23 protein-coding genes and 1 riboswitch are annotated in these 22765 nt (G+C 59.9%); of the genes, 13 read left to right on the plus strand and 10 right to left on the minus strand.

Going from position 1 to position 22765, the window contains the following annotated elements; genetic code table 11:
* Window position 1 precedes the first annotated feature (1 nt).
* Window positions 2-640 carry a uracil phosphoribosyltransferase gene (gene upp, locus AB4N91_RS01875; protein WP_010458234.1) on the minus strand — a complete coding sequence of 213 codons (639 nt, stop codon included), beginning with the start codon at window positions 638-640 and terminating at the stop codon, window positions 2-4.
* Between the two features lie 163 nt (window positions 641-803).
* On the opposite strand from upp, the gene AB4N91_RS01880 reads away from it, so the two are divergent.
* Both AB4N91_RS01880 and AB4N91_RS01885 read left to right on the plus strand, forming a co-directional pair.
* Window positions 804-1361, plus strand: a complete 558-nt coding sequence (locus AB4N91_RS01880) for a hypoxanthine-guanine phosphoribosyltransferase (RefSeq protein WP_010458232.1) — start codon at window positions 804-806, stop codon at window positions 1359-1361.
* 4 nt (window positions 1362-1365) lie between these two features.
* Entirely contained in the window at window positions 1366-1839 is a 474-nt protein-coding gene (locus AB4N91_RS01885; protein WP_010458230.1) for a WbuC family cupin fold metalloprotein, read from the plus strand.
* A gap of 9 nt (window positions 1840-1848) precedes the next feature.
* On the opposite strand, the gene dauA is transcribed toward AB4N91_RS01885, so the two are convergent.
* A complete protein-coding gene (gene dauA / locus AB4N91_RS01890; RefSeq protein WP_010458228.1) occupies window positions 1849-3570 on the minus strand; it encodes a C4-dicarboxylic acid transporter DauA in 1722 nt (573 codons plus the stop codon).
* A gap of 151 nt (window positions 3571-3721) precedes the next feature.
* On the opposite strand from dauA, the gene AB4N91_RS01895 reads away from it, so the two are divergent.
* Both AB4N91_RS01895 and AB4N91_RS01900 read left to right on the plus strand, forming a co-directional pair.
* Entirely contained in the window at window positions 3722-4207 is a 486-nt protein-coding gene (locus tag AB4N91_RS01895; RefSeq protein ID WP_010458225.1) for a hypothetical protein, read from the plus strand.
* Between the two features lie 63 nt (window positions 4208-4270).
* Window positions 4271-4558, plus strand: coding sequence for a PA4642 family protein (locus AB4N91_RS01900; RefSeq protein ID WP_010458223.1), 288 nt, complete (start codon window positions 4271-4273; stop codon window positions 4556-4558).
* A 202-nt stretch (window positions 4559-4760) separates the two neighbouring features.
* Here the strand turns inward: AB4N91_RS01900 and mqo are convergent, their stop codons facing one another.
* Both mqo and AB4N91_RS01910 read right to left on the minus strand, forming a co-directional pair.
* Window positions 4761-6269: a malate dehydrogenase (quinone) gene (mqo, locus tag AB4N91_RS01905; protein WP_154912440.1), complete on the minus strand. Its 1509-nt coding sequence runs from the start codon at window positions 6267-6269 to the stop codon at window positions 4761-4763.
* A 738-nt stretch (window positions 6270-7007) separates the two neighbouring features.
* Complete coding sequence (locus tag AB4N91_RS01910) at window positions 7008-7241, minus strand: hypothetical protein (RefSeq protein WP_010458219.1); 234 nt, start codon at window positions 7239-7241, stop codon at window positions 7008-7010.
* A 205-nt stretch (window positions 7242-7446) separates the two neighbouring features.
* Between AB4N91_RS01910 and AB4N91_RS01915 the strand changes: the two genes are divergently transcribed.
* Window positions 7447-8031: a YajG family lipoprotein gene (locus AB4N91_RS01915; protein ID WP_010458217.1), complete on the plus strand. Its 585-nt coding sequence runs from the start codon at window positions 7447-7449 to the stop codon at window positions 8029-8031.
* Between the two features lie 97 nt (window positions 8032-8128).
* On the opposite strand, the gene AB4N91_RS01920 is transcribed toward AB4N91_RS01915, so the two are convergent.
* Entirely contained in the window at window positions 8129-8335 is a 207-nt protein-coding gene (locus AB4N91_RS01920) for a hypothetical protein (RefSeq protein WP_010458215.1), read from the minus strand.
* Window positions 8336-8527: 192 nt separating this feature from the next.
* On the opposite strand from AB4N91_RS01920, the gene AB4N91_RS01925 reads away from it, so the two are divergent.
* Window positions 8528-8806: a hypothetical protein gene (locus tag AB4N91_RS01925; RefSeq protein ID WP_010458213.1), complete on the plus strand. Its 279-nt coding sequence runs from the start codon at window positions 8528-8530 to the stop codon at window positions 8804-8806.
* A gap of 231 nt (window positions 8807-9037) precedes the next feature.
* On the opposite strand, the gene AB4N91_RS01930 is transcribed toward AB4N91_RS01925, so the two are convergent.
* Window positions 9038-10204, minus strand: a complete 1167-nt coding sequence (locus AB4N91_RS01930) for a 1-acyl-sn-glycerol-3-phosphate acyltransferase (RefSeq protein WP_077749002.1) — start codon at window positions 10202-10204, stop codon at window positions 9038-9040.
* Window positions 10205-10343: 139 nt separating this feature from the next.
* Here AB4N91_RS01930 and AB4N91_RS01935 point away from each other — a divergent pair, with 139 nt between their 5' ends.
* The 3 genes from AB4N91_RS01935 to AB4N91_RS01945 are packed head-to-tail and all read left to right on the plus strand — an operon-like array spanning window position 10344 to window position 11455.
* Window positions 10344-10526, plus strand: a complete 183-nt coding sequence (locus AB4N91_RS01935; RefSeq protein ID WP_010458210.1) for a CPXCG motif-containing cysteine-rich protein — start codon at window positions 10344-10346, stop codon at window positions 10524-10526.
* A gap of 9 nt (window positions 10527-10535) precedes the next feature.
* Complete coding sequence (locus AB4N91_RS01940) at window positions 10536-10796, plus strand: putative signal transducing protein (protein WP_010458208.1); 261 nt, start codon at window positions 10536-10538, stop codon at window positions 10794-10796.
* Between the two features lie 35 nt (window positions 10797-10831).
* Complete coding sequence (locus AB4N91_RS01945; protein WP_010458207.1) at window positions 10832-11455, plus strand: SOS response-associated peptidase; 624 nt, start codon at window positions 10832-10834, stop codon at window positions 11453-11455.
* Between the two features lie 95 nt (window positions 11456-11550).
* Here the strand turns inward: AB4N91_RS01945 and AB4N91_RS01950 are convergent, their stop codons facing one another.
* Window positions 11551-13692 (minus strand): methyl-accepting chemotaxis protein, encoded by a 2142-nt coding sequence (locus tag AB4N91_RS01950; RefSeq protein ID WP_154912441.1) that lies wholly within the window; start codon window positions 13690-13692, stop codon window positions 11551-11553.
* A gap of 273 nt (window positions 13693-13965) precedes the next feature.
* On the opposite strand from AB4N91_RS01950, the gene AB4N91_RS01955 reads away from it, so the two are divergent.
* On the plus strand, window positions 13966-14784 hold the full coding sequence (locus AB4N91_RS01955; RefSeq protein WP_010458203.1) for a M48 family metallopeptidase: 819 nt from the start codon (window positions 13966-13968) through the stop codon (window positions 14782-14784).
* Between the two features lie 136 nt (window positions 14785-14920).
* Here the strand turns inward: AB4N91_RS01955 and AB4N91_RS01960 are convergent, their stop codons facing one another.
* The 3 genes from AB4N91_RS01960 to AB4N91_RS01970 all read right to left on the minus strand — a co-directional run bounded on the left by AB4N91_RS01960 (window position 14921) and on the right by AB4N91_RS01970 (window position 17757).
* Entirely contained in the window at window positions 14921-15505 is a 585-nt protein-coding gene (locus AB4N91_RS01960) for a TMEM165/GDT1 family protein (RefSeq protein ID WP_010458201.1), read from the minus strand.
* A gap of 89 nt (window positions 15506-15594) precedes the next feature.
* Window positions 15595-15719: riboswitch (yybP-ykoY riboswitch) on the minus strand.
* A 40-nt stretch (window positions 15720-15759) separates the two neighbouring features.
* Complete coding sequence (locus AB4N91_RS01965) at window positions 15760-16758, minus strand: class I SAM-dependent methyltransferase (RefSeq protein WP_221107353.1); 999 nt, start codon at window positions 16756-16758, stop codon at window positions 15760-15762.
* A 33-nt stretch (window positions 16759-16791) separates the two neighbouring features.
* A complete protein-coding gene (locus tag AB4N91_RS01970) occupies window positions 16792-17757 on the minus strand; it encodes a 2-hydroxyacid dehydrogenase (protein WP_221107351.1) in 966 nt (321 codons plus the stop codon).
* Window positions 17758-18043: 286 nt separating this feature from the next.
* On the opposite strand from AB4N91_RS01970, the gene AB4N91_RS01975 reads away from it, so the two are divergent.
* The 3 genes from AB4N91_RS01975 to AB4N91_RS01985 all read left to right on the plus strand — a co-directional run bounded on the left by AB4N91_RS01975 (window position 18044) and on the right by AB4N91_RS01985 (window position 22740).
* Window positions 18044-18673 (plus strand): LysE family translocator, encoded by a 630-nt coding sequence (locus tag AB4N91_RS01975; protein ID WP_083375764.1) that lies wholly within the window; start codon window positions 18044-18046, stop codon window positions 18671-18673.
* 161 nt (window positions 18674-18834) lie between these two features.
* Window positions 18835-20517, plus strand: a complete 1683-nt coding sequence (locus AB4N91_RS01980) for a fatty acid--CoA ligase (RefSeq protein WP_077748998.1) — start codon at window positions 18835-18837, stop codon at window positions 20515-20517.
* 336 nt (window positions 20518-20853) lie between these two features.
* Window positions 20854-22740: a DUF1302 domain-containing protein gene (locus AB4N91_RS01985; protein ID WP_172791632.1), complete on the plus strand. Its 1887-nt coding sequence runs from the start codon at window positions 20854-20856 to the stop codon at window positions 22738-22740.
* The last annotated feature ends 25 nt before the right edge of the window (window positions 22741-22765 follow it).

Here is a 22765-nt window from a genome sequence, read left to right on the forward strand (position 1 = left end):
CTCAAGCGTCCTTCTGCTTGGTACCGAAGATCTTGTCACCGGCATCGCCCAAGCCTGGGATGATGTAACCGTGTTCGTTGAGTTTTTCATCAATGGAGGCGGTGTAGATCATCACGTCCGGGTGCGCTTTGCCTACAGCGGCGATGCCTTCCGGCGCGGCAACCAGGACCATGGCGCGGATGTCGCGGCAACCGGCCTTTTTCAGCAGGTCGATGGTGGCGACCATGGAGCTGCCGGTGGCGAGCATCGGGTCGATGATCATTGCCAGGCGCTCGTTGATTTCCGGAACCAGTTTTTCCAGGTAGGTGTGGGCCTGCAGGGTTTGTTCGTTGCGGGCCACGCCGACGGCGCTGACCTTGGCACCCGGGATCAGGCTCAGCACGCCTTCGAGCATGCCGATGCCGGCGCGTAGGATTGGCACTACGGTGATTTTCTTGCCGGCGATTTTCTCCACCGACACGGTGCCGCACCAACCTTCGATGTCGTAGGTTTCCAGCGGCAGGTCTTTGGTGGCTTCATAGGTCAGCAGGGCACCGACTTCCTGAGCGAGCTCACGGAAATTCTTCGTGCTAATGTCGGCGCGGCGCATGAGGCCGAGTTTATGACGGATCAGCGGATGGCGGATCTCGAGGATGGGCATGGGAAAGGCTCCGGCGGCGGGCAAAAAAACCGGCCTAGATTAATCTATCCGAGGGTGTTGTCCTATAGACATACAGTACGTTAGTCCACAAACGCTTGATCTGGCCGTGCGGGATGCGTACCTTTGCCCGCTTTTCCCGAATCCGTCCCCCCTGGAGAGCGCCATGTCCGCTGATCTCGAGCATATCCGTCAAATCATGCGAGAGGCTGACTGCCTGTACACCGAAGCTGAAGTCGAGGCGGCCATCGCCCGCGTCGGTGCACACATCAATGAACAGCTGGCTGACACTAACCCGGTGGTGTTCTGCGTGATGAACGGCGGCCTGATTTTCGCCGGCAAGCTGCTCACCCATCTGCACTTCCCGCTGGAAGCGTCCTACCTGCACGCCACCCGTTATCGCAACGAAACCAGCGGCGGCGACCTGTTCTGGAAAGCCAAGCCGGAAGTTTCGTTCCTCGACCGCGACGTGCTGATCATCGACGACATCCTCGATGAAGGTCACACCCTGGGCGCGATCATCGATTACTGCAAACACGCTGGCGCGCGCAAAGTGCACACCGCCGTGCTGATCGACAAGGACCACGACCGCAAGGCTCGCCCGGACCTGAAAGCCGATTTCGTCGGCCTGCCGTGCATCGACCGTTACATCTTCGGTTACGGCATGGACTACAAAGGTTACTGGCGTAACGCCAACGGGATTTTTGCTGTTAAAGGAATGTAAGAACATGACCGTGCCCAGCTTTCTTGATCAAACGTTGTTCGCCGGATTGGCCGAGAAAGCGGCCGCGAGTCCTCGCGGGCGTCAGCATCACAACTTCCATCAGATGGAAGAGGCTTGCCATCGCATGGCGGTGGGGTTGCAGCCAAACACGTATATCCCGCCTCACCGACACTTGGGGGACAACAAGGCAGAAACATTGCTGGTCCTCAAAGGGCGGCTCGGTTTGCTGATCTTTGATGAGTCTGGCGTGGTCGTGACGAAGCAAGTCCTCGTCGCCGGTGGTGATTGTGTCGGCGTGGACCTGCCAACAGGCGTGTTCCATGGCCTAGTCGTGCTGGAAGCCGATAGCCTGATGTTCGAATGCAAGGCCGGGCCTTATCGGCCGGTCGGTGAGGGTGAGCTGGCGCACTGGGCACCACGTGAAGGCGAGCCGGGTGTGGCCGAGTATCAGGCGTGGATGCGCGCACAGTTTGATTGAGCCGTGCGCTCAATTTTCCTCGGCCAGCCAGCGTTCGCTTTTGCGACGGGCCTGTTCCAGGTTGTTCACGTAGGCCAGCTGACGCTGTTCCCGATGGATGCCCGCGCGCCTGAGCTTCAGGCGCACCCGTGGAGCGGTCGCCACCAGAATCAGGCCGATGCCGTCCTTGCGGTAATCCCTCAGGATATTGTCGAAGGCGGCCAGCGCCGTCATGTCCAGCATCGGCACGGCGCTCATCTCGACGATCACCACTTTGACCTCCGGGTTGAATTTGCGTAGCACCCCCAGCGCTTTTTCAGCCGCGCCAAAGAACAGCGGCCCGCGTATCGCGTAGCAGCGAACGTGCTCCGGCATGTCCTGCAAGGCTTGATGGAAGCCGCGAGGCAGTTCGGCGGTGTCGGTGAGATCGCTCATGCGCTTGATAAATAACCCGGCGGCCAGCAGCAGGCCGACGGCGACGGCCATCACCATGTCGAACAACACCGTCAGGCTCAGGCAGGTCAGCAAGACCAGCACATCGCTGCGAGGCGCGATGCGCAAGGTATGGAGCACGTGCCGGGCCTCGCTCATGTTCCACGCCACCATGACCAGCAACGCGGCCAGTGCCGCCATCGGCAAGTAGCTGAAAAGCGGTGCCAGGACGAGTATTGCCATCAGCACCACGGCGCTATGAATAATGGCGGCCAGTGGCGAAAAGGCGCCGCTGCGCACGTTGGTGGCACTTCGGGCAATGGCCGCCGTGGCGGTAATGCCACCGAACAACGGGGCGATCAGGTTGCCCAGGCCCTGGCCCAGCAGTTCTGCGTTGGGGTCGTGTTTGCTGCCGGTCATGCCATCCGCCACCACCGCACACAACAAGGATTCGATGGCGCCGAGCATGGCAATGGCGAACGCGGGCGCCAGTAACTGACGGATCAAATCGTAAGACAGGTGCAGCGGCTGGCCGTCGGGGCCGGGTAGATTCCAAGGCCAATCGAAGCTTGGCAGGAACGGCGGAATGCCGGGATGGCTGACGCCGTCGACCATATAGCTGAAGCGCTCACCCAATGTCGCCACCGCCAGCCCGCCGTGCTCCAGCGCCACCCCCAGGAGCGCGCCGATTGTCAGCGCCACCAGATGCCCCGGAATCCTCGGCACCCACCGTGGCCAGACAATCAGAACGGCCAGGCATGTGAGGCCGATGATCCCGTCCCCTAGTCGGGCGCTGGGCAACGCCAGAATCAATACGCCCAGTTGTTCGATGTAGTGTTCTGCCTGGCCGGCGGTGGTCAGGCCCAGCAAATCCTTCAATTGCAGGGTGGCAATGACAATGCCGATCCCGGCGGTAAAGCCCAGGGTGACCGGGTACGGAATGTACTGAATCAACCGCCCGGCTCGAATCAGCCCCAAGGCAATGAGAATGACGCCGGCAAGCATGGTGCAAAGCAGCAGGCCGCCCAGGCCATATTGTTGGGTGATGGGCAACAGAATGACCACGAACGCGGCGGTCGGCCCACTGACATTGAAACGTGAACCTCCCGTCAGGGCGATCAGGGGCGCAGCGATCAGTACCGTATACAACCCTTGCTGGGGCGGTACACCTACGGCAATCGCCAGGGCCATGGCCAACGGGATGGCGATAATCCCTACCGTCACCCCGGCACTGATGTCGCCGCGTAAGCGCCTGAGGGTGTAGCCGGCGCGCCAGGTCTGACGCCAGGCCGCAAACAACGGGGGGACGGAGAACGTCATGCACACTCCCTAGAAGACGATGCACTGTTGAACGACGGCTGAAAGCTCGTCCAGCATGGCCAACCTCGTACTGCGAAGTATTGACCTATATCGCCAATTCGCGCGGTTGATCCTCATGCTAGAGTGCTTGGCCTCGTCTTCGGAGCCCGTCATGAGCCTTTTGATCCGCAGCTGCGCCGTCCTGTTGCTGACCCTCAGCCTGCCTCTGGCGGCCGCCCCGGCGCCGATGCACGCGCAGTTTCTGCCGCCTGACGACCTGACCCTGCGTGACGCGGAGCCCGAGCAGCAACAGTTGTTGCAGGTCACCGAATATTCGGTGGTGGTTGGCAGCCAGCGTCAGTCCAATCAACAACCGATTCCGGTCACGTCTCCGATGATGATCCGCCTCAAGGGCAAATCCTTGAACAAGGGCGCGACCATCAACCAGGTGCTGGTCAATTTCGACGGCGAAAGCAAAAGCCTGAAAAAGCCGATCTATGACGAAAAAAGCAAAACCCTGACGCTGTTTTACCCGATGGCGCAGTACCGGGTGGTGATCGATTTGTTGCGCAATGGCACGGTCTATTGCCAGTTCCTCAGCTACGCCAACGGCCATGTCTGGGCCGATCTGCACACGGGCGCTGTTCGTCCGCGTTGAGCCTTGTGCCCGGGCAGGGGTAAACTGCCCGCCCCGTGAAATGTCTGCGAGCTGGAGTCGGCAATGCGTAAAGATAAGAAACAAGTGATTGGTGACGAGATCGGCGATGAGCAGATCAAGTTGTTTCTCGATTTCGAACCGGTCGACGCCACTTCGCCGTCCCTGCATAAGCTGATCAAGGCCTACCGTGGCCTGCGCATCGATGACTTCGAGCGTTTTCTGACATTCTTCGTCGCAGCCGGCCTGGACCTGGATGGCAAGGATGAGCACGGCAATGACTTCGTCGCCCTGATCAAGGATCAGCGCAATGCCGCCGAGTACATCGAGTTGATTGCCAAGGCGCGCGGCTGATCCCGGACACACCGGAATATGTGGCGAGGGAGCTTGCTCCCGCTTGAGTGCGCAGCGCTCACAAAATCTATGCCGTTCGCAGAGCTTTGGGGCCGCTTCGCAGCCCAGCGGGAGCAAGCTCCCTCGCCACAAAGATAATTTCAGCGTCCTAAAAAAAACGCCCCGCTCTCACTGAGAACGGGGCGTTTTTCTTGGGGCCGAATCAAGCGTAGCTTTCGGTCTCGTTACTGGCTTCAACCAGTTCCAGGGCGACGTTGTTGTGCGCATTGATCTTGCGATACAGCGCAGCGTCGGTTTCCAGAACTTTTTCCCGGGCCGGGAAGATTTCCGCCAGTTTGGCAGCCCATTCGCCGGATGCCTTGTTCGGGAAGCATTTTTCAATCAGCTCAAGCATGATCGAAACAGTCACCGAAGCGCCTGGGGAGGCGCCGAGCAGGGCGGCAAGGGAACCGTCCTTGGCCGCGACCAGTTCGGTACCGAACTGCAGAACGCCACCTTTTTTCGGATCCTTCTTGATGATCTGCACCCGTTGGCCGGCCACTTCCAGGCGCCAGTCTTCGGCTTTCGCCTCAGGGTAGAAGCGACGCAGGGAGTCCAGACGCTGCTCCATCGACTGCATCACTTCGCTGACCAGGTACTTGGTCAGGTCCATGTTGTTTTTCGCCACGGCCAGCATCGGGCCGATGTTGCCGGCGCGAACCGACTTCGGCAGGTCCATGAAGGAGCCATGCTTGAGGAACTTGGTGGTGAAACCGGCATAAGGTCCGAACAGCAGCGACTTCTTGCCATCGACCACGCGGGTATCCAGGTGCGGCACCGACATCGGTGGAGAACCCACCGCAGCCTGGCTGTAGACCTTGGCCTGGTGATGCTTGACCACTTCCGGATTGTCGCAACGCAGCCACTGGCCACTGATCGGGAAGCCGCCGAAGCCTTTGCTTTCTTCGATACCCGAGGCCTGCAACAGTGGCAGTGCCGCGCCGCCCGCACCGAGGAAGACGAATTTGGCGTCGACTTCACGGGTGTTGCCGCTGTTGACGTCCTTGATGCTGACGGTCCAGCCGCTGCCGTTACGCTTGAGGCCCGTCACGCGCTTGCAATACTTGACCTGGGCATCGGGTGCGCTGGTCAGGTGCTTGAGCAATTGATTGGTCAGGGCGCCGAAGTTGACGTCGGTGCCGTTCATTACGCGGGTGGCTGCGACGACTTCGTCGGCTGGCCGGCCCGGCATCATCAACGGCATCCAGTCGGCCATGGTGGCCTTGTCTTCGGTGTATTCCATGTCCGAGAAGGCATGGTGCTTGCTCAGGGTCTTGAAGCGTTCCTTGAGGAAGGAAACGCCATCATTGCCCTGCACGAAGCTGAGGTGCGGCACCGGGCTGATGAACGTCTTGCAGGAGCCGAACGTGCCTTTTTTGGTCAGGTAGGACCAGAACTGCTTCGACACTTCGAACTGAGTGTTGATGTGCACGGCTTTCTTGATGTCGACGCTGCCGTCGGCCGCCTGCGGCGTGTAATTGAGCTCACACAGCCCGGCGTGACCGGTACCGGCGTTGTTCCATGGGTTGGAACTCTCCGCAGCACCGGAATCCATCAGCTCGACGACTTCCAGCTTGATCGCGGGGTCGAGTTCTTTGAGCAGTACGGCAAGGGTGGCACTCATGATGCCGGCCCCAACCAGTACTACGTCGACTGCTTCGTTATGCGCCATTTAACGCGTCTCCAAAATCTGCAGCACCAAATTGTCGGCATGGCTGCCAGGCGTTCCGGGGCGTGTCAGTGATGCCCAGGTACCCGTGGTCAGTGTTGCCATGTCCGAATCTTCGCAATTTTTCGCAACTTCGACGGATGCATGCGGCCGGGCCTAAAGAGTTACATGAACTCATCTCAGCGCGCGGCTGGCAATTCGACTTATGGTCGAGACATCCGTTTGTGCAACCAAATCCGTAGCGGACAGGCTTCAGGCTCCGGTGTTCGAGGAGTACTCGGTCCTGTGTCGTTGGGCTGTTTCAGACGCTAATGGTGCATGTTCAGACGCAAAACTATTCATTTGCTCGCCACACTCTTGTGAAGTTGTGAAAACCCGTTTTTTTCACGCTCTTTTGAAGACGTGAACCTCAAAAAAGGGCTGTCCCAGCCTGGCACCGTGCCCGGATGGATTGCCGTCATGGGGTACATGACAGGCAAAACGGGCAAACAGCTCAGTGACCGAGCGTAATGACAGCTCTGCAGATTCGCGAAAAGTGGGGTTTTTGCTCAAGGAACAGCAAGCGCGCCAGCTTCACTCGATCTGTGTGGGCGGCTCTCTGTGGGCGGTGCGGGGTGCCAATACCGAAGCATTGACGATGCTGCGAGGCCCGATCAGGAGACGTCCTTATAATCGGGGGGAGATTGTATCTAAGAAACGCAGGGAAATGGACGTGTTTAATGACTTTTATTAGGCGTCTGGTCAGGTGGTCAACAGATGTTGCACCCGTGCACGTGGCCGGCGCTGGCTGACACGGGCACTCGGGGGCAGGGGATGGTGCAACCAGTTGAGGCGGATTTCTTCGATTTCGACCCAGCCATCGCCCATCGGCTGGAGGCTGCACTGCTTGAACGCCTGGCAATGACCATTGCGGTCGAGCAGGGCAAAACTGCGGTGCAAGGGGCGTGGCGCGAACAGCGAGATGAGATAACGCATGACAAAGTACCTTGTGGGTGACCTGCCGAGAAGGTTGCCAGCAAGCCGTGACGTGAAAGTGTATGGGCGATGACAGATCTGTGACACGAGGGGGTTTCTGATGGGTTTGTAGGAAATTACTTCAATCATTGCAGCGCCCTAGTTCGCTGCAGTGGCGCACGGCTATACTGCGGGCCTGTTTGTGCCTGATTCTGGAGAGAAGAGCATGTTGCAACGCCTGTTGTTCGGTTTGATCACTGTGACCAGTTTGACCCTCGTCGGCTGCGCCCACAGCCCGCAACAACTGAACCCTGAACCCAAGCTGACAGCTCAGCTGGCGCCGGTCGGCCGCGGTCAGCCGGTGGTGGTGCGTGTGGTGGATGGTCGTCCGTCGCCGACCCTGGGCACCCGTGGTGGTTTGTACCCCGAGACCAGCGCGATCACCGTGCAGGGCGCGCAGATCCTGCCGAAATTGCAGGCACAGGCCGAGGCGGCCGTGCGGTTGCTGGGCTTCACCCCGACCTCGAATGCGCTGAATGCCCCGCAATTGACCGTGACCCTGGCCGAGTTGAAGTATCAGTCGCCTAAAGAAGGCATGTACGTGACTGAAGCGACCATCGGCGCAACCTTCCGCTCGGATGTGCAGAACGCCAACCGTCGCTACAGCGGCCGTTACGGCGCATCCCTGGACCAGCGTTTCGGTATGGCGCCGAATCAGGAAACCAACACCAAGCTGGTCAGCGACGTGTTGAGCGATGCGTTGACGCGTCTGTTCAAGGACCCGACGATTGGTCAGATTCTCGGCGAGTAACTTTCGCGAGATTCAAAAAAGCCCGGTGCCAGCAATGGCTCCGGGCTTTTTCATGCCTGCTGATTACCGATCACCAGCAGGCGCGAGGCTGGTGGGGTCAGGCCGCTTGTGAATAGAAATCCAGCACGCTCACGCCGGTCAGCAAATCCGTCTCTGGCAAATCCGCATGCTGATGCCCGCCCAGTGCGCAATAAACCAGCCAATGGCGGTCCTGAACGTTAAAGGCGAGGCTTCCTACGAGGTTTTGTTGTTCGTCACTCTGGGCGATGAGGTAGAGGCGGTCCTGGTTTTCGGCGTGCAGCATGACGGTATCCGTGTCGGTTTCGAGGGCCGCCAGACTGGCGTATTCAGATGACGGAGCCGTGACACAGGGCAGCATTTGGTCAGATGGTTCGTTATTTGTCGGAAAGGCAGGGCAGGGGGACAGGCTTTCGGTAGAATTCGCGCCGCGGTCGTCGGTTCGGCGTCTGCCACACCTGTTTTGCCGAGGTCCGTGATGTCGTTGCATTTGATTTCGCTGTTCACCCACCATCCCGCCAAGTTGATCAACCTGCTGGCCTTGCTGTTGGCCTTCCCGGGTAGTTGGCTGCTGCATGCCACGCGTCGCCGTGAACAACGCGCCATGGCGAGCCTTGTCGCCCAGCGCCAGAGCCGCCCGAACGAAGAGCCCACCCTGGATTGGGCGACGTTGCGCATGAACCGTTTCTTCTACCGCTTCGGCTTCGCGTGCCTGGGGTTGGCGTTGCTGGTGTCTTGGATCAGCACCTGGTTCTGAATCTTTGACGCAGAACCTTGTGGCGAGGGAGCTTGCTCCCGCTGGGCTGCGAAACGGCCCCACAACCAGCCATCCTTGTAGCGTCAGGCAAACCGCGAGCACCGATGTTTCGACTGCTGCTGAGTCGGGCGGGAGCAAGCTCCCTCGCCACGGGGACAGTGCCTCGCCCACCTACCGCGTCGAGGCAAATAAAAACGGCGCCTCGAAGGCGCCGTTGTCGTATCCAGTCAATTACAGCGGCAAACCAGCCTTGACCCGATACTGATTACGCACCGGCGTCGCATATTGCAGCACCAGATACGGCCGATGTTCCTCAGGGCAGGCTTCCAGTCGGCGTTGCCATTCTTCCTGGGCCTTGGCCAGTTCGTCGGCCGCAAACACCTCGGCAGCTTTTGGCACCTGCAATTGCGGGTCAGCGTCTTTCCACTGCGCGTAAGCCAGGTAATGCACCGGGAATAACCGGTAGCCGCCGAGAATCTGCCGGTCTATTTCGATCGCCAATTGCTTGGTGTCGTCGAACAGTTCGGTGATCGGCGCGGCGAAGTTCACGTGCACCCGGCCCTTGTAGCCGGTGATGCCCTTGGCGATGCTGACGTCGTCCTCGCCCGGGACTTTGGTGTAGCTGCCGGTGGTGGCACGGATGAACAACTCGCGGGCCTTGGCCTGGTCGCACGGGTCGTATTCGTAGCTGATCGACACCGGGCTGACGTTGAGCGAGCGGATGACTTCGCCGAACGGCTCGTCCTTGCGGCTCATGTGGAACATCTTCAGGATCGCCGACTCGGTGCGGTCATCACCGTCCTTGGCCCGGCCCTCGGCCTGGGCGATCCAGATGGAGGCGCAATCGTTGCGGATCGAGTGGTTGATGTAGGCGGACAGCAGCTGATACGCCGCCATCTTCTCGCGACGCCCGGTGATCGAACGGTGCACGATGAAGCTCTTGTTCAGGCGCATCAAATCGCTGACAAAGGGCTTTTGCAGCAAGTTGTCGCCGATCGCGATGCGCGGTGTCGGCAGGCCGGCGTGGTACACGGCGTAGTTGACGAAGGCCGGGTCCATCACGATGTCACGGTGGTTGGCGATGAACAGGTAGGCGCTGCCGGACTTGAACTGCTCGACGCCGGTGTACGTCACACCGTCCGTGGCTCGTTCGATGGTGTGGTCGACATACATCTCGACTTTATCCTGCAACGTCGCCACCGAGGTGACGCTGGCGAACTCACGGCGCAGCCGATGAGCTATAAGAGGTTTGAGCGCCCAGCCAAAGGCACCGGCAAAACGCGGGAAGCGGAAATGGATGAGGATATCTAGAAACGCCTTGTCGCCGAGCAGTCGGTCCAGCACCGCAGGGACTTCGCTGTCATTGTAAGGTCGGATGGCATCGAATTCGCCCATCATGCTCTCTTGTTAGAAACGGCTAGGGTAAGTAAAGGTTTTGATCGAAAACCAACGGGGCACGGTCTGAAAAGTTAGCCAGACAAAAATAGCCCTGCAAATAGACCGGCGATTATACGCACAAGTCACTTGGGAGACCGCGATGCTGGAACCTGCGTTGTACGAATGTCCGTATTGTGGTGAAGAGGTCGAGACGACGGTGGACCTGTCCGGTGGCGATCAGACCTATATCGAGGACTGTCAGGTGTGCTGTCGGCCGATAACGTTTGTGTTGCAGGTAGACGGAGAGGAATGGCATCTCGAAGTGTTCAGCGAAAACGAGTAAGGGGCGTCTATGCAGCGAATCTACGAGCCGGAAAACCTGATGGAAGGGGAGTTGCTGCAAGGCATGCTGGCCAGCGAGGGCATTGAGGCGCATCTGGTGGGCCGCGATTTGATCGGCGGGACCGGTGAACTGCCGATCTACGGCCTGCTGGGTTTGTCGGTGGACAACGACCAGGCCGAATACGCCCGCGAGCTGATCACCGCGTACAATGCCGCGCTGCCACTGCCCGGTGATGAACCGGACAGCTTTCCCGGCACGCTGGTCTGTTAGGCTGGCGTTCGTTTTATTGAGAGTCGTGTTGCCCCATGTGTGGACGTTATGCCCTGTTTCGCTGGAACCCCGCCTTCGCGGCCCTGCCTGGCTTCCCCGCCGATCAGCAGGCCCAGTGGAATATTTCCCCCAATGATTCGGTGCTGATGCTGCGTGCCGGCGCAGACGCTCAGCGTGAGTTGGCGCGGGCGCGTTGGGGGCTGACGCCGCCGTGGCTGACTGATCTTTCCCGCACCCCGGCCCATGCCCGGGCCGAAACCGTCGCTGAACAACCGATGTTTCGCCAGGCCCTGCGCGAACGCCGTTGCCTGCTGCCGGCCAACGGTTTCTACGAATGGCGCGGCACGACCCGCAAGCGCCCGTATTGGCTGACGCCGGGAGAAGGCTCGACCTTGTTTTTTGCGGCGATCTGGGAAGCGTATCCGGTGCAGGAGCAGGTGTGGCTGAGCACGGCGGTGATCACCCAGCCGGCCGCGAGTCAGCGTCGGCCATTGATTCTGGATGAGGCAGGGCAGGCGGCGTGGCTTGATCCCGAGACGCCGCTGCATGTATTGCAAGGGTTGCTGGCCAGTGAACCCGCGGCGTTGCGCGAGCGGGTATTGGCAAATCTGGTGAATGATCCGAAGCTGAATGGGCCGGAGTGTCTGACCCCTGGTTAAAGGTTGCCTGTGCTGACGCCTTCGCGGGCAAGCCTCGCTCCTACGGACCGCAGTGTTCTGTAGGAGCGAGGCTTGCCCGCGAAGGGTTTTTTGGATCAAACCTTGAACTGATTGATCAGCCGCCGCTGCTGCTCAGCCAACTTGGTCAGATCCGCACTCGCCGCACTGGATTCATCCGCCCCGCCGGCCACTTCATTGGCCACTTGCCCGATGTTGATCACGTTACGGTTGATGTCATCCGCCACCGCGCTCTGCTCTTCGGCCGCACTGGCAATCTGGGTGTTCATGTCATTGATCACCGACACCGCCTGAGTAATGGTCTCCAGGGCCTCGGCCGCTTTCGCCGCATGTTGAACGCTTTCGTCTGTGCGGTTCTGGCTGTCCTCCATGACCCGCACTACATCGCGGGTGCCTTGTTGCAGTTGCTGGATCATGGTCTGGATTTCTTCAGTGGCTTTCTGAGTCTTCTGCGCCAGGTTGCGCACTTCATCGGCCACCACCGCAAAACCGCGGCCCTGTTCGCCCGCGCGTGCCGCTTCAATGGCCGCATTCAAGGCCAGCAGATTGGTTTGTTCAGCGATCCCGCGAATGGCGGTCAGGATCGCATTGATGTTCTCGCTGTCCTTGGCCAGGGTTTGCACCACGCCCACAGCCTTGCCGATTTCAATTGCCAGGACGCCAATCGAATTCGACGTATCCCGAACAATTTGCATACCCTGGGCCGCTGCCTGATCGGCATGGCTGGCGGCTTGCGCGGCCTGGGTGGCGTTGCGTGCCACGTCTTGGGCGGTGGCGGTCATTTCATGCACCGCCGTCGCCACTTGATCGATCTCGGCCATTTGCTTCTGCACACCGATGTTGGTGCGGATGGCAATGTCGGCGGTGTGTTCCGATGAATCGCTGACACTCTGCACCGAGGTCACGACCTGGGTGATCATCGCCTGTAGCTTGGCGAGGAACGTATTGAAGCCTTTGGCAATCGAGCCCAGTTCGTCGGCGCGGTCGCTGGTCAGGCGGCGCGTCAGGTCGCCTTCGCCTTTGGCGATATCGTCGAGCATCGCGACCATTTGCTTGAGCGGGCGGGCGATGCCGTGGCCCACCAGCCAGATCACCAGCAGACCGATACCGGCGATCAACAAACCGACCATGGCCATGCCGAAGGTGTCGGATTTGCGCTGAGCGTCCAGGTCGCCCTGGAGTTTTTGCAGGTCGGCCATCACGGCGTTCAGCGGCAATTGCAGCATCAAGGTCCAGCGCGCATCGGTCTGGCCGATGCCGAAGGGCAGGTACAACTCGATCCGGCCCTGGGCCTTGTCGACGGTGTAAGTCACTTCGCCGCTCTTGAGGTGGGCCATGTTGGCGATCTGCTTGCTGTCGAGAATGTCGCTGACCTTTTCGCCGAATTTGCTCGGGTCCTTGGTGTAGGCAACGATCCGGCCATTACCACCGATCAGCGCCATTTCCCCTGCGCCGCTGTACAGTTTCTGATTCGCCCCCAGCAACATTTCCTGGATGAAGTTCACCGACAGGTCGGCGCCGACGATGCCCTGGAAGGCGCCGTTGAGCATGATCGGTTCAATAAAGGAGGCGAGCATGACGATCTTGTCGCCGACCTTGTAGGGCGCCGGATCGATCACGCAGGACTTCTTGGTTTCTTTCGAGCACAGGTAGTACTCGCTGGCACGCACGCCGGTGGACAGGGTTTTCTGGTCATCGACGTCCACCAGTTTGTCCAGGCCCAGGGTGCCGTCCTCGTTGCGAAACCACCACGGCAGGAAGCGCCCGTTGCTGGCGTCGATGCCGACCACCTTGGTGTCGACGTAGGCCGCATCGTTGTGATCGAGCGCGTCTTTTTCCCAGCCTATATAGGTGCCGAGAATTTTCGGGTTCTTGGCCACGTTTTCCTTGATCAGGCTGATCAACTGCTCCCGGCTCAGACTCAATGTCGGCTGGCCATCGGCCCCCGGCGTACCGATCAGCGCGTTGACCCGCACCAGGCCGCCAGCGATCAGCAGCGGCGCTTCGAGTTCGCGCTGGATCTGGCTGACCTGGGTTTGCGCCAGAGAGGTCAGGCGCTGCTCGATGACTTGCTCGAATTGCGCCTGGGTCCGCTCCTGGACCATGTCTTGCGTCCGGGCGCCGGAAAACAGTGCGTACAGCACCAGCGCGGCGACTACGCTAAGGACGATGGCGCCGGCGAGGGCGGCCACGGAAAACTGGATCGACTTGAATTTCATGGGTGCTCCGCACGCAAGAGGACGTCTGCGGTGGTGTATCGGCAGGATGCTGGAGGGCCATGAGCGAGGCAGCGCGAAATGGCTGTTTTGGAGTGGTTGATGTCGTAAATGAATCATTGCCGGGCGTTGGCGGCCGTGGCGAGCGCCGTTATGTGAATTTTTTCCTACGGCAATGAGAGCTTTATCTGAAATGAGCGTCTACACGTCAGTTGTATCTGGTGCGGATACAGTTACCCGCCTAGGATACCCGGCATGTTTTCAGGGAGTTTTTTGATGAACAAGACATTGGTTGTGTGTGCGCTGAGCGCAGGTTTGTTGCTTGCCGGTTGTCAGTCGGTCAATACCACCAGCGGTGGGGCTGTTGGCGTAGAGCGTAAGCAGTACATGTTCAGCATGTTGTCCACCGACGAAGTCAACCAGATGTACGCGCAGTCTTATCAGAAGACTGTCGGAGAGGCGAGCACCAAGGGTGTGCTGGACAAGACCAGTAACGACGCCAAACGCGTCCAGCTGATTGCCGATCGGCTGATTGCCCAGGCGCCGGTGTTTCGTCCGGATTCGGCCCAGTGGAAATGGGAAGTCAACCTGATCAAGAGCGACGAACTCAATGCCAACTGCGGGCCTGGCGGCAAGATCTTTTTCTACACGGGGCTGATCGACAAACTGCAACTCACCGACGATGAAATCGCCGCGATCATGGGCCATGAAATCGCCCATGCCCTGCGCGAGCATGGTCGTGAAGCGATGTCCAAGGCATACGGTGTCGAAATGGCCAAGCAAGGCGCAGGTGCGTTGCTCGGTCTGGGTCAGGACAGCCTGGCCCTGGCGGACACCGTGGCGAAATACGGCATGACCTTGCCCAACAGCCGTGGCAATGAAAACGAGGCGGACCTGATCGGCCTCGAGCTGGCGGCCCGCGCCGGTTACAACCCGAATGCGGCGATCACGTTGTGGAACAAAATGAGCAAAGCCTCGGAAGGCGCTCCACCTGAGTTCTTGAGTACGCACCCGGCTTCGTCCAGCCGGATTGCTTCGTTGCAGGCGGCGATTCCGAAGGTGATGCCGTTGTACGAGAAAGCGCCGAAATCCTGATGGTCAGGCGGTGATGCCGCTGACGCCTTCGCGGGCTAGCCTCGCTCCTACAGGTTTTCGGTCGATTACGACACAAAATCTGTAGGCGCGAGGCTAGCCCGCGAGGAACGATAACGCGGTCTATCAACCTACGGCGTCAAACCCACCCGCTGCTCTGCATCGCCTTGTACACCGCCACAATCGCCAGGACAAAGAACGCCGACGCCGCCAGGCGACGGATCAGGGTGAGCGGCAATTTATCCGCCGCAAAGTTACCCGCCAGTACCACCGGCACGTTGGCAATCAACATCCCGGCGGTGGTGCCGATGATCACCAGCCACAAATCCGGGTATTGCGCGGCGAGCATCACCGTGGCGACCTGGGTTTTGTCGCCCATTTCTGCCAGGAAAAACGCGATCAGCGTGGTCAGGAACGGCCCGAACTTGCGGGCGGTGCTGGCTTCATCGTCGTCCATCTTGTCCGGCACCAGGGTCCACAGTGCGGTCGCGGCGAAGCTCGCCGCCAGGATCCAGTGCAACACAGCATTCGAGAAGAAACTGCCGAACCAGGCGCCGACCGCACCGGCCGCCGCATGGTTGGCCAGGGTCGCGGCGACGATGCCGGCGATGATCGGCCAGGGTTTGCGAAAGCGGGCAGCGAGAATGAGCGCGAGCAGTTGCGTCTTGTCGCCGATTTCGGCCAAGGCAACGATTGCGGTGGGAACGAGCAAAGAGTCCAGCATCAGGGATTTTCCTAAGGGGCGGGTCGACACGGCTATGACACGTACAGCCTTCCCGCCCCGGGTAAGGTGTTCGTGTCATAGGTCTTGTCAAACCCTGCGATCCGTCTGATGCGGACGCTTGGGTCGCATACGCCATGGTCTGTTGACCAAGTATGTTGACGTATGCCGGACGAGCATGGCGCTCGTGGGAGACTACTCCCCTAGGACGGAGCGGATTCTGCCTAGGCAAAACCCGTTAGGCAAGCACTTATTTTTCAGCCTCGTTTGGCCCGATAAATTCTGAAGCCCTGTCCTTCGGCCTTGATCGCGCACACGCCCAAGTGCTCTTCGATCAGCGGCTGATACTTCAGGAAGCTGTTTGCAACCAAGCGTAGTTCGCCGCCGTTTTTCAGATGTTTAGCCGCTTTTCGCAGCAAGTTCTCGGTGGCGAAGTAGTCGGTGTGGACGCCGACATGGAACGGTGGATTGCTCAGAATTGCACTTAAACCCATCGGTGCCGCGTCGATGCCGTCACCGGTAATCACGTCCGCTTCCAGGCCATTGGCAGCCAGCGTCATACGGCTGCTGGCGGCAGCGAAGGCGTCCACGTCAAGCAACGTCACCTGATTGTGCGGATAACGACGTTTCACCGCCGCACCCAGTACACCGGCACCGCAACCGAAGTCGAGCAAGTGGCCGCTCGGCAACTTGTCCAAGTGTTCCAGCAGCAATGCGCTGCCGCGATCCAGCCGGCCGTGGCTGAACACGCCCGGCAGGCTGATGACTTTCAGTGGACCTTCGGCCAGCGGCAATTCATAGGTCTGGGCCAGGCTTTCAAGCGACTTGGCGGCTGGCGCGTTGGCCACGGTGACCAGCCAAAGCTGGCAATGCCGCGCGCTGTCGAGCTTGCGTGGCTTTCCGAAGGGGTTCAGTTGCTTGGCCGCGCCTTCGATGCCGCTGCGTTTTTCACCCACCAGGTACAACTCGCGACCGGCCAGGCGAGAGGCGAGGGCGTTGAGAATGTAATCGGTCAGGTCCTTGGACTTGGGTAAAAACACCACCGCCGTCTCGAACTCACGCTCGGGTGCGGTCACACCAAAATGGCTGCGCTCGGCAAAACGCGCCTCCAGCGCCGCTTGATCACCGGCATGCCAGCACCAGCCATGGGCGTCGGGTAGACGGCCGAGCAAGTCGTCGGCGGGCAAACCGGCCAGCAGCACCGAACCCTGAAATAAGTCGGCCTGACGAAGCAGTACTTCACTGCGCGGATCCATAACTGCTCCTGTGAAAAAAAGTGCCGCAGTCTATCAACTGACGACCCGCAGCGCTTTACCGCTGAAGTATCCCTGCGCGTTTTCGGTCAACTGACCGACGATCCTTTGCCGCGCCTCGCGACTGCCCCAGGCGTTGTGCGGCGTGACGATCAGCCGTGGAATATCGTGGGCCAGCAACGGATTGCCGGCGGTCGGTGGCTCGACGCTCAGCACATCGGTCGCCGCGCCGCCCAGATGACCGTTGCGCAAGGCATCGGCCAGTGCCTGTTCATCGATCAAGCCACCGCGTGCGGTGTTGACCACGAACGCGCCGGGTTTCATCGAGGCCAGTTCGCGGGCACCAATGAAGTGGCGGGTGTGTTCGTTGAGCGGGCAGTGCAGGGTCAGCGCATCGATTTGCGGCAACAGTTCATCCAGCGGCAAGCGATCCGGCCGGGCAGGGCGCCCCGGAATCTGCCCCAGCAACACGCGCATACCGAAGGCTTCGGCCAGCCGTGCGACGGCGCCGCCCAGTTCGCCATGGCCGAGCAGGCCGAGGGTTTTGCCCTCGAGTTCGACAATCGGGTAATCCAGCAGGCAGAACTGTTTCGCTTGCTGCCAGCGGCCTTCACCCACGGCTTTCTGATAGTCCGCCAGGCGCGTGGCCAGGTTGAGCAGCAACATGATCGTGTGCTGCGCCACCGACGGTGTGCCGTAGCCCTGGCAGTTGCAGACCGTGATGCCGTGGGCACGAGCGGCCGCGAGGTCGACGTTGTTGGTGCCGGTAGCGGTGATCAGGATCAGCTTCAGATCAGGGCTGGCGGCGATGGCGTTGGCGTCGATCAGAATCTTGTTGCTGATGGCCACGGTGGCGCCCTTGAGGCGTTCGATCACCTGCTCCTGCGTGGTCTGTGCGAACAGCTGCAAGTCGTCAAAGCAGTCGCGCAACGGGCTGAGATCGAGGTCGCCCAGGTCCAGGGAAGGGTGGTCGAGGAAAACGGCGCGGCGAGAGTTCGTCATCAACTGTACCTTTTGTGCGGTGAACTGAAGGCGTAATCTGCCGAGCCTACCAGATGAAACAAATGGTTACCCAATAGCTGGATTGACACACAACCTGTGGCGAGGGAGCTTGCTCCCGCTGGGCTGCGTAGCAGCTCCAACCCATGTGGGCGTGGTTTGTCAGGAGTACCGCATCATCCTTTTTAACGACTGCTTCGCAGTCGAACGGGAGCAAGCTCCCTCGCCACAGAGATTGAGTTCGCTTCAGAATTGATCAATCAAACCGATCCGCCCCAAAGGAGCCCCCATGTACTGGACAGAGTTCTTGACCGTTGCCCTGATTCACTTGCTCGCCGTCGCCAGCCCCGGCCCGGATTTCGCCGTGGTGGTGCGTGAAAGCGTGACTCATGGCCGTCGCGCCGGGACCTGGACAGCGCTGGGCGTCGGTACGGCGATTTTCCTGCACGTCGGCTATTCATTGCTCGGCATCGGCCTGATCGTGTCGCAGTCGATCGTGCTGTTCAACGCCTTGAAATGGGCGGCTGCCGCGTATCTGCTGTACATCGGCTACAAGGCCTTGCGCGCGCAACCGGCTAAAGCCGTCACCGACGACTTGCACAAGGAAGCCGGCGAGCGCACACCCCGCGGTGCCTTCACCTCAGGTTTCGTGACCAACGGCCTGAACCCCAAAGCCACGCTGTTCTTTTTGTCGCTGTTCACCGTGGTGATCAACCCGCACACGCCGTTGGCGGTACAGGCAGGCTACGGGCTCTATCTCGCGGCGGCGACGGCCGTGTGGTTCTGCCTGGTGGCGCGGCTGTTCAGCCAGCAGCGCGTGCGCGCCGGTTTTGCGCGGATGGGCCATTGGTTCGACCGGACCATGGGTGTGGTGCTGATCGCCATCGGCGTCAAACTCGCTTTTACCGAGATGCATTGATCGCGCAGCGCCCTGGATAACGAACTCCCGCAAATGCTGGCGCAAAGCTAGCATTTGTACGGCTCTGCAAATCATTCCTTTGGCTGATTTGGCCGGCGTATAAGGGTTCTAGAGTGGTTGCCTCTTGAAGCCAACACCGTGCAGTCAGAAAAGGGATTCTTATGTTGCAGACTCGCGTTATCCCCCCAGCCGAAGGCGCTTACCAGTATCCGCTGCTGATCAAACGGCTGCTGATGTCCGGCGCTCGTTACGAGAAAACTCGCGAGATCATTTACCGCGACCAGTTGCGTTACAGCTATCCGACCCTGATCGAGCGGGTCGCGCGACTGGCCAACGTGCTCACGGCGGCCGGGGTCAAGGCCGGCGATACCGTGGCTGTGATGGACTGGGATAGCCATCGGTATCTGGAATGCATGTTTGCCATCCCGATGATCGGCGCGGTGATTCACACCATCAACGTGCGCCTGTCACCGGAACAGATCCTCTACACCATGAACCACGCCGAGGACCGCTTCGTGCTGGTCAACAGCGAATTCGTCGGGCTGTACCAGGCGATTGCCGGGCACCTGACCACGGTCGAGAAAACCCTGCTTCTGACAGACCTGCCGGAAAAAACCGCCGACTTGCCGAACCTGGTAGGCGAGTACGAGCAGTTGCTGGCGGCCGCGAGCACGCAGTACGACTTCCAGGATTTCGACGAAAACTCGGTCGCGACCACGTTCTACACCACCGGCACCACCGGCAACCCTAAAGGCGTGTACTTCACCCATCGGCAACTGGTGCTGCACACCATGGGCGTGTCGACCATCATGGGCGCCATCGACAGCGTGAGGCTGCTGGGCACCAACGACGTGTACATGCCGATCACGCCGATGTTCCACGTGCATGCCTGGGGCTTGCCGTATGTGGCGACCATGCTTGGGCTCAAGCAGGTTTATCCCGGCCGTTACGACCCGGAGTACCTGGTGGAGCTGTGGCGCAAGGAGAAGGTCACCTTTTCCCACTGCGTGCCGACCATCCTGCAGATGGTCCTCAATTCCAAGGCGGCGCAGAGCACCGATTTCGGCGGCTGGAAAATCGTCATCGGCGGCAGTGCGCTGAACCGTGCACTGTACGAAGCGGCCAAGGCCAAGGGCATTCAGCTGACCGCCGCTTATGGCATGTCGGAAACCGGGCCGTTGGTGTCCTGTGCCCACCTCAACGATGAGCTGATGGCCGGCACCGAAGACGAACGCACCACGTATCGCATCAAGGCCGGCGTACCGGGGCCATTGGTGGAGGCGGCGATCGTCGACACCGACGGCAACTTCCTGCCCGCCGATGGCGAGACTCAGGGCGAACTGGTGCTGCGTGCGCCGTGGCTCACCGAGGGCTACTTCAACGAACCGCAAAAGGGCGCCGAGCTCTGGGCCGGGGGCTGGCTGCACACCGGCGACGTGGCGACGCTGGACAGCATGGGCGTGATCGACATTCGTGATCGCATCAAAGACGTGATCAAGACCGGCGGCGAGTGGATCTCGTCCCTGGACCTCGAAGATCTGATCAGCCGTCACGTGGCGGTACGCGAAGTAGCAGTGGTAGGCATCGCCGATCCACAGTGGGGCGAGCGCCCGTTTGCGCTGCTGGTGATCCGCGAAGGGCATGAGATCGGGGCTAAAGAGCTCAAGGAACACCTCAAGCCATTCGTAGAGTTGGGCCACCTGAGCAAGTGGGCGATCCCGAGCCAGATCGCCCTTGTTACTGAAATTCCCAAGACCAGTGTCGGCAAACTCGACAAGAAGCGCATCCGCCTAGACATCACTGAATGGCAGGCCAACAACAGCACCTTCCTCTCGACGCTTTAAGCGCCTTCTGGTGTGCCCGAAAGGGCACGCCAGCCCCACCAAGCAAGCGCTTGGCTTGTGAAATCCGAATTTTCAGCCATCCTTGGCATGCCGACATGTGTCGGACTGGCGAAAGGACTGTTCCAGAGTGGCCGGCAGCTGCAAATCACACTTTAGAGGGATCAAGCTCTACTACCTGCTGGCTATAGTCCGCTCAAGGATTTTTAAGAACGGAGCGCACGCACAAAACGGGGCGATGCAATTTGGAGTGACTTCGGGACGCCTTGGCTCCCCGTCATCCACAACGTTTTTAGAAGTGCTAACTGCCATAACAATAATGCACATGGAGTAGCGTCGATGACATCAGTAAACACGTTCTGGCGCCGGGCGAAATTGCCCCTGGCGGTCAGTCTCGCCTCTTCGCTCGCCGGGCCTGCATTCGGCGTCAGTTTCAACGTTGGTGAAATCGAAGGTCAGTTCGATTCTTCCCTCTCGATCGGTTCCAGCTGGTCTACCGAGAGTCCCAACAAGAACCTCATTGGCGTGAACAACGGTGGCAGCGGCCTGTCCCAGACCTCTGATGACGGTCACCTGAACTTCGAAAGCGGGAAAACCTTCTCGAAGATCTTCAAGGGCATCCATGACCTTGAATTGAAATATGGCGACACTGGCGTTTTCGTCCGTGGCAAATACTGGTACGACTTTGAACTGAAGGACGAAAGCCGTCCGTTCAAGGACATCAGCGACAACAACCGCAAGGAAGGCGCCAAGTCCTCCGGCGGGCAAATCCTCGACGCCTTCGTCTACCACAACTACTCCGTTGCCGATCAGCCGGGTTCCGTGCGTCTGGGCAAGCAGGTAGTGAGCTGGGGTGAAAGTACCTTCATCGGCGGCGGCATCAACTCGATCAACCCGATCGACGTGTCTGCGTTCCGTCGTCCGGGTGCCGAGATCAAGGAAGGCCTGATCCCGGTCAACATGTTCTATGTGTCCCAGAGCCTGACCGAAAACCTGTCGGCAGAAGCCTTCTACCAGCTGGAATGGGACCAGACCGTTGTCGATAACTGCGGCACGTTCTTCTCGCAGCCGGACATCGTTGCCGATGGTTGCACCGATAACCTTCGCGTGCTGAACAAGCGTTCGCAGATTCCAGCCGTGGCGTTGGGTCCATTGGCCGCCAACGGCGTCAATGTCAACGAGGAAGGTGTGCTGGTCCAGCGTGGCGGCGATCGTGATGCTCGCGACAGCGGCCAGTGGGGCGCGTCCCTCAAGTACATGTTCGAGCCGCTGGACACCGAGTTCGGTGCCTACTTCATGAACTACCACAGCCGTGCGCCGATCTTCAGCGCCACGGGTGCGCCGCAGTCGGTCTATAACACCGCGGCTTCTCTGCCAGGACCGTTCGCCGCACTCGCGCCGCTGCTGGTGGCAGGTAATTCGAAATACTTCATCGAATACCCTGAAGACATTCGCCTCTACGGCCTGAGCTTCTCTACCACCCTGCCTACCGGTACGGCGTGGAGCGGTGAACTGAGCTACCGTCCGAACGCACCGGTGCAGCTCAACTCCACCGACATTCTGTTCGCCGGTGTACGACCTCTGGGCGGTGCCCTGGGTAACGCTTCGCTGCTCTCTGCCGGCCCGGGTCAAGACCTGCACGGCTATCGTCGTAAAGAAATCACCCAATTCCAGACCACCCTGACGCACTTCTTTGACCAGGTCATGGGCGCAAGCCGTCTGACCCTGGTGGGCGAAGTGGGCGTGACTCACGTCGGCGGCCTGGAAAGCACTTCCGACCTCCGTTATGGCCGCGATCCGGTCTACGGTCCGGGTGCATTGCCAGCCACTGGCGGGGCGAATACGTGTGTGGCCCTCAACACCAGCACCATCAACGGTGCCGGCCCAGGCACTCCAACCAACAACCGCAGCCGCAACTGCAACAGTGACGGCTTCACCACGTCGACTTCGTGGGGCTACCGTGGTCGCGCCATCTGGGAATACAACGACGTGTTCGCCGGTGTGAACCTCAAGCCGAACGTGGCTTGGTCCCACGACGTGGACGGTTACTCGCCAGGCCCTGGCGGCAACTTCGAAGAAGGTCGCAAAGCGGTGAGCCTGGGTGTCGATGCCGAATACCAGAACACCTACACCGCGAGCCTGGCCTACACCAACTTCTTTGATGGCAAGTACACCACCGTCGATGACCGCGACTTCGTTGCGCTCAGCTTCGGCGTGAACTTCTAAGCACTGTTTTTTCAGGACGAACACA

This window comes from Pseudomonas sp. H3_D04 (assembly GCF_054669175.1).